Raw genomic sequence first — 15,942 nt, forward strand, 5'->3', positions numbered from 1 at the left:
CCCGCAAAAATTCGCTACAACAACCGGATCTCGTCACCGGCCTACTGCATCACGCCAGAAGGAGCCTTGGAACATCGGATCTAAATGCTTTTTTAATCCTTCCAGACTTAACGGTTTGCGCCTTGCACGCATAACAGGCGCAATATCGGAAGCCAGCTTCTCCTTACGCCACAAGCTTAACAAGCTAACGCCTTCGTCCTGTTGATCCGCTGGCGGTTTTTGTTGAGCCTGGATCTCAAACATGTACTCGGCTATCGCAGGCTGATGCAAGGATATTATTACTTGTTCGGCACCAACAAAGTGTAATAACCTGTCAAGATTACGAACGAAATTGTTAAGATTTATATCATCCAAACTTTGAAAAGGATCATCAAGGATCAACACTTTGCTGTTAATTGAACCTAAATACAAATATGCGGTAAAAAACCATGCAAGGCACACTAGGTTTTGCTCGGCGGTATTATAAATTGCATTCAGAGGGCCGTCAGGACCTTGTACTTTTAAACTGATCCCAGCGTTTTTGCCGCTTGTTTTCTCCATAAGAGGTACGGGGTATGTCCAACTCACTGCGGTTAAAGCCCACAGTATTTCCCGAAAGACGGTTTCTACATCATCTTGAATTATTCTATTAAAAGCCCTGCCAAAAGCTTCCTGGACACCCGCTTTTTTATCGTGCATTAGCTTCCACTTGTACAGCCAGTAGCAAGTCCCGGCGAATTGCTCATCGCTGTCTTGAGGCGGATCAAAGTAATGAACCAGTAGTTGTTTTAATTCGTCAAGATCAACTGTAATAATAACACTTCTGGTTAATTCGTCCAATTTTCTCGAAAGATTTCTAAGATCGACGATTCTAGTGGATTCTACCAATCTCCCGGCATAGTCATCGGTTAATTCGTCAATGTGAAGCCAGGGCTTCAATTCCTCTAACAACTTGTTAGCTTCTTCGTCCAGCTTTTCGGAAGTGGTAACGGGAGTTTTAGAAATCAATTGTTTAAGAGAAGAAAGTTCTTCTTCAACACGTGATATAATTTCCCTTAATTGATTTCCCGCTCTTTCAAAGTTATAGGCATAATCCCCGCCCGGTACAGCAAGGGGAGCCAGGACTGGGAATTCCTTCTCCGCAACAGTTAATTGTCCCCAAACTTGTTCGAATTGCTGACGCAACTCGTCTTTGATGTCAATTTGGCTAACCGTATCCCGGTCCCTCAACGAGTCTTCCATGGCTTTACGAAATTGATTAATTGCCTTGACGGCCTTTTCATAGGCACTGACCGCTTCCAGGTAATCCAGTACCGCCTTATATAGTCTCCGGGCTATGTTACGTTCTTCTTCTTTTTGGGCTATTTTTTGTTGCATGGTTTCTCTTTGTCTGTCCGGTTTTTCTCCCGGTTTCTGTCCCAGTTTTTGTTTCAAAGCAACTTCCAAAGGTCCTATATCATGCAACACCTGAGACAATCTTTGCTTGTAAGGCACAAGATCATCCAGCACCCCCATAGCTTCGCCTTTTAACTGTTCCAGCCATTCCACCTGTTGACCCGCAACTGGCTCCCCGGATTTCAGTGAACTTTTAATCTCGTCAATTACTTTTCGCATTTGACCGATTGTTACCAAAAGTACATCGATCTTATCCCGCAGCTCTTGCCCCGGACCCTCACTAGCAAGGCCAACTGCTATTTGCAACTTATTGATTTCATTAGTCATGGATAAAAACGCTGGATTGAGTACTTTCTCGACAGATTGAAAAAAGCGATCTGTCAAATCTAGTTGGTTCTTGTTAATAATAACTTTACCGCCTTCTAAAACTGCAAGCCCTTTCTGGATCTTGGGTTTTATCTCCTCATAGACATTGTCAAAGACCCTATCTACGTCCATTGTCAACCCTGTAACTTCCAGGAGCTTCCCCTCCCTAGCGGGATCATCTGATGTTATAAAATCACGGAGTCCCGCCTGGGAAAGACAAAAGTTCTTAAAAACATCAGCGGCAAAGTACTTATTATTTCCCTGCCCAATTTCCAGGGGTAAGGTTTTCTTTCCCGCCGACGCGGTACTACTTGTTTTACATATGGTAATTTCCACATCTCCGGTCGGATTGTTGAGTATCCCTTTTCGCTTTTCGGGATTTAATTTCATTTGGTCTAAGCGGGCAACACCACCGGTAATAGCCAGCTCCAAAGCCTCCAGCAGAGAGGTTTTCCCGGCACCGTTGGGTCCATATAGCACGTTATACTCGCAGAAACAACTATTTAACGAGTTCAAGCGCCGAAATTGTTTTATTTCCACTTTATTGATACGTTTTAAGGTTAAAGATTCCCCTGCTGCGCCACCAAAGTCTTTCGGCAATAACTCATCGGCTAATTTTTGAAAGTTTTTTCTGATCGTCTCTTTCAATTGTAAGGGAACGACATAGTTTGTGTCGGATTCCTCTCCTATTTCGAAGGTCGCTTTAAGTTCATCATGGACAATTTGCCTCCACCTCTGCCGGTGGCCTTGAAAATCGCCCTTACCAACACCTCTTAACGAAAAGAGGAAAGGGGCAAAAAAGCGCTCGCAATCCCAAACCACTTCCTTGCGAATACTATTTTCTTTTTTTATATATTGTTGTATATATCGCATCAAATTATCAGTATATTGTATGCTGCTGATGCCAACCAAATCCAAAACCCTGCTGTTTTTGTTCATTAAGTGCAGTGTTTTATAATATTCATCATTTTTAGCGCCATCAAGAATTAGAAAAAGGTGCACGGCCCACGGCAGCCAACCCTCCTTTCTGCTCTGTTCCTCAAGAAAGCTCCGCAGCAACCCGGCTTTGTAAATAATGTCCTTAATAAATGTGCCGGGATCGTTGTCGAAGTAATAAAAAAGACCTATCAATGACCCCTTGCTGTCCAAAACAAGCATATCATACTGGATGGTAATCGGCTTTTGTTTAATTCTTATAAACCTGGGTTCGTAAATGGAGCCGGCTTCGTAGATAACCATTTGTAAATCTAACTCACCGCTGCGAACCTGCAAAAACTGTTTCAGAGCGCTAAGTACTTGCTCTTTTTTCTTCGTATTCTCTATCACTATCATCCGCACTCTGCACCCCAAACATTTTCTTCAAAAGCTTTCTTTATAATCTTGCACAGAAATTGAGTTTCTTCCCAAATACTGCTCAATGGCACCGTCTCAACCCTGGGAACCGGCTGTACTCCCGCTGATAAAGGTGCAACAGGAACATTTGAAAGTCGTGAAGTTCTGTTATCTTTAAATTCAATAATCATGATATCCGAAGATGATTGAAACATAGTTTTTAATTCATCGGGAATTTTACGACGAAAGTTCTGGTACAGCGCAATACTATCCGGTTTTAACGCTACCAGAGGCAAAACGGCAACACTTTGCCCGTTAGACTTAACGATTTTGATCCATCCTTGGCGAAAATAATCGATATAAACGTGTTGATCAATTTTAATTGAACAGTGCTGTAATAATTGATAGATCCTCAATAGCGCAATAGTTATTTCAGGGTTATAGCTCAGAGGCACGTAATAGTGCTCTCTAAAGTAACGTTCCATACCTCGAAAATCATTCTCTTCTTTTGTCCACGTCCTGCTCAACAACCATGAGGTAGCCACCGCCCCGGGCAGCGTCCATGTTAAAAAATCAATATTTCGCTCTTTGCTTAAAGATATTTCTTTAATAAACTTCCTCAATTCTTCTTTCAGCTCGATAATCAGCCACGGATCTACCCGTTTCTTTCTCTTTCCATTTTCTTTTTGTTCACTTATCACTCTTTCACCATAGGTTAATACCATTCTTTGTAAGAGCATCTTTATAGTTTCAGCATAGATATCTCTGAAGACTAGTTCCAGGTCCAACTTACACGGGGCATCGGCTGGCACTGTACAATAAGCGGGATGATACTTTGTTAAATAATTACCATCTATCTTACAAAGTATTTTACTTGGGTCACTTGCCTTTCCGGCAGCATCCCTTAAAATTGCCTCAAGCAAGGTATTGTCTTGTGGATCAATGGCAACCGCTCTGATGTTTGTTTCTTGTATATTACCACAATCCTGTATCTCCCGGAAAATATTGCGAAGGCTATTATGTAACACATTGTCACTACCCGAAAAACCAATGAAGACTATAAAATGATTACGGGCGCGATCTTCCAATAAAGCCTGCGCCCAGTTATCGGAACGCCAATCCAAAAGCTCTTTGTGGGTAATAACAAAATTACGGTCTCTGATCAAGTTTCCGCATTCGTCAACTATAACACATTCTTCATTGCGATGTTTGCATGACTTTGCATAATGTTTAATTAAATCATCCGCGCAACCATGAATCTTGTGTAATCTGAAAATTGAACGGTACGGCAAACTGCGCAGGTAATCTTTCTTGGAGGGCAGTGTAATGAAACACTCAGTCCATGGGGAGGCAAAAGGAGGATCAAAATTTTCATCTACTCGTTCCATGCCGGTGGCCCAGAACCCCAATTCCAAAAGGGTGTCATAATTAGTTGTGACCAATTCATGAATCAGGCCCTCCTTAGCCAAACGGGCAATAATTAGATGGGGTATGCCGAGACAAGCAGGATCCTGTTGATAGTCTTCAATCGCTTCTTCCAGTGTAACCCATGGCTGTCTTTGGGACTTCTGTTCGTACTTAAATCCCAGAAGCCCTCCGGCCAGCAAGCACGGCCCCCTTTCCCCTTCATGCCCGACCACCGCTTCGCAAACCTCGGCCAAGTTGAAGTTGTACTCTTCTTTTTTCAATTTGCCAAATAGCTTGCTTAACGCACCGGAGATACTTTTACCGGGCCTGAACTTGCTTATCTCATCATGGTATTTTTGGAGCAATTCCCGCGCTAGATCAGAGGCCGGTTTATAGCCCCAGCTAATTGATAACCCGGCACTGACAAAGAACAATACTTGCTCATCTAATAATTTTCGAGCCACCTTGATAGCAAATTCAGGTGTTTCCTGATGGTTATTTTGAAACATTGCCAACTGTTCCATGTTCATTGCTCGCCTCGCTTAATGCGGGTCTTTTCTGCTTCCAGCACCATACGGGAGCCCTACACATTGTTAATGTAATACTTCAGAGGCCGGGCTACCGGCTCGGGGATGACAATATGAGCGGCAAAGTGCATTACGACATCTGGCCGGAAGTCCCGTATAAACTTCCTCCAGCTTTTTGGCGTCCAGGAGATCGCCCACCACCAGGTCGCCGGATAAAACCGCCCAGGAGTGGCCCGTTACCAGGGTAGGTTAGCACCTGGTAACCCCTCTCCCCCAAGGCCTTCACTACATGACTGCCAATATATCCCGCCCCGCCGGTGACCAGTACTTTGTGCATGAAAATTCCCTCCTAATGAAGCCTTGTCCCGCAAGATCTCCCCGCCCCGGACCAGGGCACCGACCTGGATGACCAGCTGCACTGCCTCGGGGATGGTCATAAAGTTACGGGTCATTTCCGGGTGGGACACCGTCACCGGCCCGCCGGCGGCAATCTGGCGCTGGAAAAGGGGCACGACGCTGCCCCGGCTGTCTAAAACGTTGCCGAAACGCACGGCGGCGAAACGGGTTTTGCTCCGCCGGGCCATTTCCTGGACCACCATCTCGGCCACCCGCTTGGACGCCCCCATGATGCTGGTGGGATTAACGGCAGCTCAACTTTCATCCTTTTTTACAAGGCCTAATTTTACCAGCACTTCTGCGGCATTATCTATAGCTTGTTCCGATATTTCCCAGCCAAATTGTCTTGCCTCATTGATAATTTCCTTCTCTGTCATAGGCCGCCCCTCAGTCTGGAGAATATGCAGGGCCTTGGCAGCGATAGATAGAATCATATAATCATCTTTGTCTGTATGAGAAATATTTTGTAGTACATCAATTATCTTCTGGCATTCTGACGGATAACGCTGCAATAAGTTGTTTACTACTTCCATGCCGTCAGGCGTAAGATTGTAATCATAACGCCGTATTTCAAAGCCTTGCTTTTTTACCCCAAAGTGCATGCTCTTTTCCTCAATAAATCCCAAAGCCTTGCACCTTTCAATTGCATAGTCAAGTTCTGCAGAGTAAGGCCCATAATAATGAGGCACAAACGGTATGCCTAACTGTAAAAATTGGTTAAGAAAATAAGCCCTTTTTTGAGCCAAGGTTTTTCCCCTTAAGCTCCCGCCATTAGCTTGTAACATGAGCAGAACAATATCCGACAATCTCATCCCTTTAATTTTGTCCATTATTATCTCCTCCACTGGCAGCATTTACATTTACTACCACGCTATTAACTATATCTTCTACAGTTTCATCGTAATATCTTAGTTTTTTCCGTTTATCGGCTTCATCATGAAAAGTGACTGGGGCATAAATATCAATATACTCATCCTTCTCGGCTTCATTAATAGATCTAAACAACACAGACTCCTGTTCAAAGGGGATAGGCATATCGGCCCGAAAAATCATAATAGGCCCTTCAGAATTGCGGGATTGATCGCGGACAGATTTTGTAGAATAGGTATGGGCTATTACCAGATTGGGATCAATATCCAATAAATTAGCAACCCTGGTTTCGATATCTTTAGCGTACATAGAAAAGTTTTCGGACAATTCCTGCCTGGCGATAGAAGTAAATGCTTCACTCAACTTTTTATGGAAGATACGTTTATGTAAAGATCGTTCCCTCAAGCTTTGAAAAATTTTTTTAGCATAGCCGTCTTTAATTTGCCGGGAACATATGGTAGCAAAAAGTACTTCATCATCCCATTTAATCCATTCTTGATAAAAATCAATGGAATCATCAAAAGTATACAGACGTATTAGCGGCTCAATTTTATCTTCCTCAATACCAAGCATTATTGCCCGTACAATCATATTATCAGTTATTAAGCGTATCTTATGGCGATAAACCTGGGTAGTCATATAATACTTGGCGAGTACGAATTGTTCAAGAGTATGTACGCCATCTACATCAACCGCCAATACCTTGGTAGTTCTGTCTTCTAATACCTGCAGGACGTCAACCAAGCGATCAATATCAAAAATACCATATTTAACTCCACAATAATAGCTGTCACGTAAAAGATAATCCTGTTTATCTGCATCAATAGGGCCGGATAAAATATCTTTGAGCACCTGGTCGCCCCATTGACCAGATAATATATTCACTATTCTATTTCTGTCACTCTCACTGATTAAGGGAGCCAAATGTTCACTATGCTTGATTAAACCTCCTGTAACACGTTCATGGATCTTTTCGTGAGGAGCAAGCTTTACTTTATCACGATCATAATACTTTTCTAAAACTTCTTCGGAAACATGAGAAAAAGGCCCATGACCCAGGTCATGTAACAGGGCCGCTAGTTCTAAAAGAAGTTTATCCCGGGGGTCTTCACGGGGCAGGAGTTTCTCAACCATTCTTCTAGTTAAATGCATTACTCCTAACGAATGCTCAAATCGCGTGTGTAAAGCCCCTGGATAAACGAGCGACGCCATGGCAAGCTGCTTAATGCGGCGAAGGCGCTGAAAAACAGGTGTATCAATAATTTCCTCTTCTTCGCGGGTGCGATGGATAAAACCATGAACAGGGTCGCGAACTTCACGCATCAGCCTCCACCCCTCCCCCAAACTATTAGAATATATGTTCGATATAAATAGCCTTTTTCCTCCTACTTCACCTAATTAATTTTTACTGGATAAAGATTTGCCGGCAGTCTCAAAGGATCAGGTTGCGAAATCCCTGTATTAAAGCTCAGCGTATGCCTTAATGACCGCTCCTCTTCCTTTCCCACTGCCAGGCGGAATAAATAATGCGCTCCAGGTCGTCATAAGCGGGGACCCAGCCGAGACGCTCGCGGACCTTCCCGGCGTCGGCTACCAACACCGCCGGGTCGCCGGGCCGCCGGGGACCGAAACGGTAAGGTACTTTCTGCCCCGTTACCTTTTCTGCCGCTTTTATTACCTCCAGAACCGAATAGCCCCGGCCGCTACCAAGGTTATATGCCGCCGTAGGGCTGCACTGCTCCAGGGCTTCCAGGGCCAGGACGTGGGCTGCCGCCAGGTCCTCGACGTGGATGTAGTCCCGCACCGCCGTCCCCAATATCCCCTGCCGGCGACGACCCAGCGGCGTTGAAATAACGTAAGGATGTAGAAGCTCAAACGGATACCCTCAAATAAGGCCGTCTGCCGTTAACTATTATCTTTGTTCAAAAGGATTGTATAAATGTAGACCATGCCTGCGAAGATGTTTGAAATCTTCAACATTCCGTGTGACTAAAACAGCCGATAATAATAAGGCTGTAGCTGCAACGATGGCATCTGGTAATTTTAGCTTACGATTATAATCCTTTTTACTAAGGGCGCGTAATTCGGCGGCTTTAAGAGCGACCTTAGAATCAACATCCACTATTTCTCCTATATCCAGAATACCTCTTATCTTTGATTTTTGTTCAAGAGCTAGTTCATGGAATGAAAACAGCTCTGCCTCGACTATTGTTGAATAATAGACTTATATATCGTCGTCTTCTAGTTTCTTCATTGCCCAAACTGCTGCTTTTACTCCTGCCAGTGTATAAATAATTATGTTAGTATCGACCACATATTTATTCGGGTACGACCCCTGATCGATCATCTTCATCCTCCCTGATGCGTAACATCTCCTCAACCAATTGAGGATGGTTCTTTAAGATACCTGCAGCCGCCAGGACAGCACCTTTTGATTTACTACGTTTAGTCAGCTTAATGGTTATCTTGTTCGTACCCGGGATAATCTCTACCCAATCACCAGGTTTAATTTTGGCCATTTTCAATACTTCTCCAATGGTAATTCTTCCGCCTGGCTCTACTCTTCTCTTAACCTGTAGCAATGCCATCACTCCTAAGGCTCGAGATATACCCCAAAAACGCCTTCTCCAGAACTAAATTCCATAATGAATCACATCCAAGGTCAGGAGGAGGTGATCTTACAAATGAAAAAAGCTTTCAAACCCTCCATAATAAAAATCATCATCAGAGAGACCCAGTAAGCTCTTGTAACGATATTCGGCATATAACTGAATATTTTTATCATGCCTTGCTGGGCAGTCATTTTTATGTAGAATTACTTTGACTTTAGTATTGCGGGAAATACCTCGCCGCAATAAATATCTGAGTTCATGATCAGCAATTGGTAACGAATACCCAATAAATATTACTTCTTTGGTTGTGCTCAATGCGCAAAAAGCTTCATCCCAGATTATACGTAAGGTAGGATTTCTCACTGTCTTAAGCAATGAAGGTGTTAAAAAAAGTGGCCTAAGGCGTGGTTCAAGGCCTTGAGCTGAACCAGAATAACATCGTGGACAACGAACTGGATCAAAAACACCTCGTAATCCCAGCTCTTTTGTTGGCCATACAAATATGCTATGACATTGAGGACATGCAAGCCAATTAAAAGAGCCATGGAGTTTCAGCAACCTTGGTCCCAAACGATTGGGTTCAGGTTTCCCTCCCTTGCTATCAGGACCTATCCAGTAAATGTTTGGCCCATAATCCACTAAAAAATCTTTTTCCCTGCAAGCCGATATTAGCACGTCATCCCAAACAGTATCCCAATTAGTTGTTATTGTAAGCCAATTTGTACTATAACGCAACATAAATTGCTGATATAATTGTTCATAAAGAGGGCGTTTTTTGTGAGTTATATTTGCTTGGATACAATTCATATAGTAAATAATACATGCGTCCAGGGAAGTTCTAATTTTATGAAGATCAGTTTCGGAAAATGGTGGAATAACGTCACCTTCAATAATGGCCCGATCTAGTAATGAATAAATGTCTTCAAGTTGAATAACCCCCAGCTTCCTGGCAAAATCGTCATCTTGCCGACCCTGTTTTTCATAGTTTCTTAAAAAGATGGTCTTTAGAAAATCATTAACAACTTCTTTTGCCTCAAGGAATCTTAAACCTCCAGGCTGCATTGTATCAGGTTCAAACTTCTCTATTTCATACAGGAGTTGGCCTTGGGTCGGAACACCCGCCGGAAAGGAAAATCCGGCGCCCGTCACAATTACTAATTCGTAACTATTTCTTTTTGTCTTACTCATCCTGCCCCCCATCCTACCCCCGGAGTACCTTAGCCCATCGCAGGCAATGCCCGGTAAACGAATTTCCTACTATACTACATTCTTTAGCAGCTTTTTCCAACCGTTCAGCGACCTCAGAGGCATTCCTAAGTTGTTCTTTATATTCATTCTCTTTACACCACATATAATGTTGAACACATAGAGCCCTGGCTTCAGGAGTAGGAAAACTAATAGTTACAACCTGATGTCGTCTCCTAAATTTAACCGGATGTTCTTGGCCTTCTCCATATTTAGAAAAACCTTCCTCGAGGTCATTGGCATCTCTCATAACTGCTTTACAGGTATTACAGTCACAAACATTTTGAAGGTATCTTTCCATACTGTCCAGATAGGGTCTTACTAAACTAAGTACATCCACATAAGGAATGCGTATATGTAACGAAGGGTAATAAAACTTAGATACCGGAAGGCCTCCTCCTACAGGTATTACCGGGCGGTGTTCTCCATACTCCAGACTATGACAAACTCCTATAATGTTCAATTCTGGCATAGTTTTCATTAGAGCAACTGAGAAAAAAGAACCGTATAGTATAATTATAGGTTTTCTCGTACCTAACTTTTGAAGCATTTTCCTGTATGCTAGAAGTTCAGTTATAGTCGCAGCAGTTTCGTCGAACTCGTCTATCCATATTGCTACTACATCTGCCGGGGTATCTAAAACCCTGTCAATGATCTCCTCTAGAAGTTCAGAATTAAGAAGAACCCCCTTATCTATAACTAGCTGCATGATAATAGTTTCTTCTGGAAACTTATCTTTGGCTATTGCGGCTGCTTTGGTGTTAATTTCCAACCATTTCATAGCTGTTAATTCGTCCATAAAAAAATATGGGGCTACTACCGCACGAGGCTGTAAAACTTTAATTTTAAGGAAATTATAGTATTTTGACCAATCACCTTCCTGGGTAGCAAAAACTGTTTTCTGGAAAGCAATTACTCTCTCCACAACGGAGGTTAACAGAGAATCATCTGAAAAATCACCCGAAGAAACCGGCCTATTGGCCTGAATACTGCTTTTAAAGGGTTCACCATAGAAGCTTAGCAATCTATCTATTGAAGTCTTAACCTCGCCCGTTTTAGGCGATTTAATATATTTGAGGTGATGCTGAAAAGCGTGGGTCTGAGGATCAATAATGTAAAGTTTATTAGCAGCACGTTCAGCAATAAATTCAGCCATGGCACCGGCAGTAAAAGCAGCCATGTTACCATTAACTATAAGCACATCGTATGTATTTAGAAAGTCTCCAGATAAGTATCTAGCTTCGCCATGCGTTCCAAATCTTACCATATGCCACTGGGTTGAATTTAGACTTGAATTCCCATTCATCTCTGACCCTCGATTCCTAAAGTTTCACGTAACCACTTTTCGCCAATGGACCATTTACGGCTGGAATTTTTAGCCGGAAAAACTTGTTGAAAAGGTTCGCTAGCATTAATATCAAACATAAGTAACCCTACTTCAGACTGCTCAAACGTTTTTCTCATCAGTTCTGTCACCTGCCTTGGGGGAAGGCACACAAAAGAATTATCAACAGCAATCAGGTGATGCTCTGCCTGCGCCAAACCTCGCCGCCAGTCGTGTAATTTAAACTCTATAGCTACAATATTATTCTTAATTAACGCAACCATGTCGATGCACCGTGAAAAACACGGCACAGCCACATAACAAGGAATACCCATGGCAGAGAATACATCGCTTGCCGCTTCTATCATTTCATCTTCGGTATTAAAATTAATATGGGTAGGCATTACCAAGCACTTCACCCTTGATCTTTGAATTCTCGGTAGTCTCCGGATATCTCTGATATACATATCGTAAAATAGCTTTAAGGTTTACTTCGGTACAATTTCTTTTGAAACTAGCAAGGGCTTGTTGTTGATTTTCACTAAGTTGTGGCCAGAGTTCTTGTTCGACAAAAGCGCGTCCTATTTTAGTTAACGTATAGGCTTCCTTTTTGAACTCAAAAAGACCATCTTCAATTCCTAAATCTTCTTCCAGGCCGGTCTGTTCTTCCCACAGTTGATACTCATCCTCTTCTCCCTCTTCTACTTCCTCATTGCTAATAGTAGCCTCTATAAAACCTAATCTTATAAGGAAATCAAGATCGTCAAACACCTGCTTAGAAAACGGCCCATAATAGTACGCTTTAAAATTTGGAAGATCCTTTTCCTCAATTAACTGGTCGTATCTAAACTTTTTATAAACCTCTTTTTCAAACAGGAATACCATTTTTTGTAGTAAAGTCCGCCCCTCAATCTTTTCACAATACTCCCCTGTTTTTCCGGGAGCATACAGTAAAAGTAATAAAAGGTCCTTCCCTATAAGCCTAGACAAAGCATGGTCACCTGCCTCCGTCAACGGGCTTTTCGACATATTCTAGCACGAAATTCCTCTTGCAAAAGGCGATAGATTCCCTCCCTGTAGTATTCATGGCGGTGTGGACGCAAGGAAAACCGTGTGTCCCTTCCCATGACTTTACAAAGTATTTTAATTAAGATCGTGTACCAGTGCAAGCTATAAGTTTTTTCTTCTTTATGCCGCATCTGTTCCCCTATGACCCTCGTATAACTCAACCTTTAAATCACCGCGGCCTGCGGCGGTAACAGTGCCAGGCAGTAGCAATGATGTCCTCCAGTTCGGTATACCGCGGCCGCCACCCTAACTCCGCCATGGCTTTTTCTGCCGAGGCTACCGGCACCGCCGGGTCGCCGGGCCGCCGGGGACCTACACGGTAGGGTACCTTTTTCCCCGTCACCTTTTCCGGCGCTTTTATTACCTCCAGTACCGAATAGCCCCGGCCGCTACCAAGGTTATATGCCGCCGTGGGGCTGCCCTGCTCCAGGGCTTCCAGGGCCAGGACGTGGGCTGCCGCCAGGTCCTCGACGTGGATGTAGTCCCGGATGCAGGTGCCGTCGGGGGTGGGATAGTCTGTACCGAAGACACTTAAATAAGGTCTCTTGCCTACCGCCGTCCGGGTAGCCAGGATGATGAGGTGGGTGGCGTACAGCAGAGGGCCGGTATCCTTTTCAGCGTCGGGTATCATGGTCCGTAATTTGATTTACTGGACCACCAAGCCGCTCAAAGCCTTCTTTTCCGATTGCAGGGGTTTTAACGGCTAAGAGTATGTTGCTGGGTATGTATATTTAGTGCTTCTTTTAACTTTTTAACCTCTTCCCCTATAAGATATTAATGGCTCTTCCCAACCACATTCAAGGCAATAATAAATACCAAAATATGTGTTTCGTAAGCCAAACCTTTACATCTTGGGCATAATTTTCATCTTAAATCACCTCCGAATAACTTAAGATGGCCGCCAGGTCGACCCGGACCGGCTCCCGGCCCAGGATGTCTTCTAAAATGGTGCAAGTGAGAATGCTTGAAATCCTACTGGCCGGTAGTCTATTGGGCCAAAGAAATGCCAATAGTTCTTCTCGATGCTCGTTGGGCGTTTTTCTTCCTTTAGGGTTTTGTCTACCACAACAATATCTACGGGGTTTTCAACCCGGTAAAGACTTCGTTTAACCCTGTAGCGAAAATAGGCATCCTCATCAGAGAGAGAATACCCTATAAAGATGACCCGGTCCGCTTTGCGCAGCAGTTCTTCAGCTTGCATATGTAGGTGCAACCATGCTTCAGGCATGAAATATTTTTCACGCATAGGCGGGTAAAGAAACCAACTAAGGGGTGTTCCATCACTGGAGCATTGTGGCATATCCTGGGAAAGAGCTCGCCCGGTAGAAATTCGATATATTTTGTGGCAATAGGGGCAGAACATCCAATCCATGGAGCCATGAAATTTCACCAACTGTATAGGTTTACGCAGCTTTTCCCGGGATACGTTTATCGCCCTTCGTTCGCATCCTCCCCAAGGTTCTAGTTGTATGCCATAGTTTATATTTTCCTCCCCCACTGCCTCTATCAAAGCCTGGTCTAAAAAAGGATCATAGTTAAGGGTAATAAAACCTACCTCTTCCAAGGCACCTGTTGTCAACATCTTGACCATGTTTTTAACCAACTGCACATAGCTATTTCTACTATCTATTGGAGTCGTAAGATCAGTAAAAAGTTGTAGCAACCTAGTTATGATTGTTCTTTTTAATTCCCTTAATAAGTCCGGTTTATAGGTTGGCGTTAAGGCTTCATCTTTTTCTAAAGCGATCTCAATAAGGTTCAATACTTCATTAATCGTTGGTCTGCTGCAGGCCGGTAAGGATGGGTCGATCCTGAAAACTGTTTTTAAAAAACGATCCAGATCGTCACTAGAGTTGCCCTCATTAAGGAGTTCGGTTAATAAATCTTGTCCTAGCGGAAGCTGCTCCGCCGAAGCGCCGGCACCAATGACGAAGACCACTTTTTCAAACCGTCTGGAAACTACGTTAGATAAATAATATGCTGTAAGCTCCAGGGCATCTCCGTCTAGTTCTTCGGATCTTTGGTCGTCAGATTGAAAATAAATAGTTCCAGCATTCTGTGTAAGGAGCCGGCAGTCGTTTAACGTTACTAACCGGTTACCATGAATAAAACGTATCCTTGCCGGCAAGTCTGAACTCATTGAGATGAGGCTCTCATCCTGAACCTCCTGTTTGGCCAAAATAACCCCTGCATGCAATCTTTTTTTAATCGCCGGCATAGGATTATTGAAAACATCCGGTATAGTGTCACCAATTAGCCCCTTGATAGCCTTTGTTTCATTAATTTCCACGGCCTGTTGAAGAGCAATCTGGAGTAACCTGCGATCGTTGGTTACGTAACCTGCGTTGATAAATGCTTTGACCTCACGGTCAAAGAGTGTTCTATTCGCTAAAACATTGCCCAGCAGCGCATTGGCAGCCTCGCTACGATTGAAGTAACGAATAGCCTCATAAAGATTGTTGGAAAACCGGATAGAATTGCGCGTTGCAAGGTTCTCCTCATATACCTCATTCCTTACATAACCTAGGGCAATATCTTCCCATTTATTGGCCAGGGCCATTTCCCCTTCCGCTAATCGTGGCAGCCTTCCCGTTATTTGGAATTCATCTCTACTCATTAATAGTAGGTTTTGAACAACCAGTATATTTCTCTTGACTTCCTGGCGATAAAGGGCTAACTCCCTATCCGGAATATTTTCCACCAGCTCGTCTAAAATGGCGTCAGCAGCCTTATAATGTTTAAGTGCGGTTTGCCAGTCATCCCGGGCAAAGGACAGGGCTCCCAGGTTACACCAGACAATGGCCCTTTCAAGTTCAGTTGGCGCAAGGGATAACGCCTTTTTTAAAAGCGTATCAGCTTCGTCATAAAGCTCCTGTTCCCTGGCCATGCTTCCGAAATAAAGGGCAAAATTAAACCAGGGTTCCGAATGGAGAGCTCCTTCAAACAACGGTAGTACCTGCTCCGCCCACCCTTCAGCTTTTCGCAGAGTTGCCGCCATAACCTTTAACAAATGGATGCGCCGATGCCATTCATCCTCCAATTTTTCTATATCCTTTAAATAATCATTTAATTTACCAAGGTACTTTCTCATTTCTTCCAGGTCGTATCTTTCTATGTTAATAACCGTTAGGAAATAGTAATATTGCATCAAGGTCTTAGGAGGAATATCTACAAATTTCCAATTAGGGTTGTAAAGAGCATGGTAGGCATCTTCAACTCCATAGAGCCTATGGAGCTTGACAGCGTGACCGATAATTTGTGACAAAGATTTATCATTAACCTCTCTCAGAGAGGAGAGTTCGTCACCCGTACCATCTGTTGCTACTATAGGCGAGCACCGAATAAGTGGCTCCAAGAAGAAGTTATAAATTGGCTCCATTACCGATTTCACCTTGTTAGCCTCCTGAAATAACATAACGTT

General features: G+C 43.4%; 13 protein-coding genes and 2 pseudogenes. All 15 read right to left on the reverse strand.

Going from position 1 to position 15,942, the window contains the following annotated elements:
• Positions 1-33: 33 nt before the first annotated feature.
• The 15 genes and pseudogenes from MOMUL_RS06820 to MOMUL_RS06875 all read right to left on the reverse strand — a co-directional run bounded on the left by MOMUL_RS06820 (position 34) and on the right by MOMUL_RS06875 (position 15,912).
• On the reverse strand, positions 34-3,072 hold the full coding sequence (locus MOMUL_RS06820; protein ID WP_062283232.1) for an AAA family ATPase: 3,039 nt from the start codon (positions 3,070-3,072) through the stop codon (positions 34-36).
• Positions 3,069-5,009 (reverse strand): SIR2 family protein, encoded by a 1,941-nt coding sequence (locus MOMUL_RS06825; RefSeq protein ID WP_062283233.1) that lies wholly within the window; start codon positions 5,007-5,009, stop codon positions 3,069-3,071. The genes MOMUL_RS06820 and MOMUL_RS06825 overlap by 4 nt, the downstream gene beginning before the upstream one ends.
• Before the next feature lie 56 nt (positions 5,010-5,065).
• A pseudogene (locus MOMUL_RS17835) lies at positions 5,066-5,343 on the reverse strand (NAD-dependent epimerase/dehydratase family protein); the annotation flags it as partial.
• Positions 5,344-5,377: 34 nt separating this feature from the next.
• A pseudogene (locus MOMUL_RS17290) lies at positions 5,378-5,653 on the reverse strand (polysaccharide biosynthesis protein); the annotation flags it as partial.
• A gap of 3 nt (positions 5,654-5,656) precedes the next feature.
• On the reverse strand, positions 5,657-6,232 hold the full coding sequence (locus tag MOMUL_RS06835; RefSeq protein WP_062283237.1) for a hypothetical protein: 576 nt from the start codon (positions 6,230-6,232) through the stop codon (positions 5,657-5,659).
• Entirely contained in the window at positions 6,219-7,595 is a 1,377-nt protein-coding gene (locus MOMUL_RS06840) for an HD domain-containing protein (protein ID WP_084785517.1), read from the reverse strand. The genes MOMUL_RS06835 and MOMUL_RS06840 overlap by 14 nt, the downstream gene beginning before the upstream one ends.
• Before the next feature lie 157 nt (positions 7,596-7,752).
• Positions 7,753-8,088: a GDP-mannose 4,6-dehydratase gene (locus MOMUL_RS06845; protein WP_236713020.1), complete on the reverse strand. Its 336-nt coding sequence runs from the start codon at positions 8,086-8,088 to the stop codon at positions 7,753-7,755.
• Positions 8,089-8,184: 96 nt separating this feature from the next.
• Positions 8,185-8,481 (reverse strand): type II toxin-antitoxin system VapC family toxin, encoded by a 297-nt coding sequence (locus MOMUL_RS15715; protein ID WP_084785519.1) that lies wholly within the window; start codon positions 8,479-8,481, stop codon positions 8,185-8,187.
• Positions 8,482-8,590: 109 nt separating this feature from the next.
• Positions 8,591-8,854, reverse strand: a complete 264-nt coding sequence (locus tag MOMUL_RS06850) for a hypothetical protein (protein WP_062283241.1) — start codon at positions 8,852-8,854, stop codon at positions 8,591-8,593.
• A gap of 96 nt (positions 8,855-8,950) precedes the next feature.
• The gene (locus tag MOMUL_RS16175) at positions 8,951-10,072 is read right to left on the reverse strand and encodes an SIR2 family protein (RefSeq protein WP_161484973.1); all 1,122 of its coding nucleotides are present in this window, start codon (positions 10,070-10,072) and stop codon (positions 8,951-8,953) included.
• Between the two features lie 13 nt (positions 10,073-10,085).
• On the reverse strand, positions 10,086-11,435 hold the full coding sequence (locus MOMUL_RS06855; RefSeq protein ID WP_062283244.1) for a hypothetical protein: 1,350 nt from the start codon (positions 11,433-11,435) through the stop codon (positions 10,086-10,088).
• Positions 11,432-11,857 (reverse strand): hypothetical protein, encoded by a 426-nt coding sequence (locus MOMUL_RS06860; RefSeq protein ID WP_062283247.1) that lies wholly within the window; start codon positions 11,855-11,857, stop codon positions 11,432-11,434. The genes MOMUL_RS06855 and MOMUL_RS06860 overlap by 4 nt, the downstream gene beginning before the upstream one ends.
• On the reverse strand, positions 11,841-12,467 hold the full coding sequence (locus MOMUL_RS06865; protein ID WP_161484974.1) for a hypothetical protein: 627 nt from the start codon (positions 12,465-12,467) through the stop codon (positions 11,841-11,843). Before MOMUL_RS06865 ends, MOMUL_RS06860 begins: the two co-directional genes overlap by 17 nt.
• Before the next feature lie 223 nt (positions 12,468-12,690).
• A complete protein-coding gene (locus MOMUL_RS06870; RefSeq protein WP_062283252.1) occupies positions 12,691-13,152 on the reverse strand; it encodes an NAD-dependent epimerase/dehydratase family protein in 462 nt (153 codons plus the stop codon).
• 309 nt (positions 13,153-13,461) lie between these two features.
• Complete coding sequence (locus MOMUL_RS06875) at positions 13,462-15,912, reverse strand: SIR2 family protein (RefSeq protein ID WP_062283255.1); 2,451 nt, start codon at positions 15,910-15,912, stop codon at positions 13,462-13,464.
• Positions 15,913-15,942: the final 30 nt, after the last annotated feature.

It is taken from the genome of Moorella mulderi DSM 14980 (assembly GCF_001594015.1).
GTDB lineage: Bacteria > Bacillota > DSM-521 > Neomoorellales > Neomoorellaceae > Neomoorella > Neomoorella mulderi.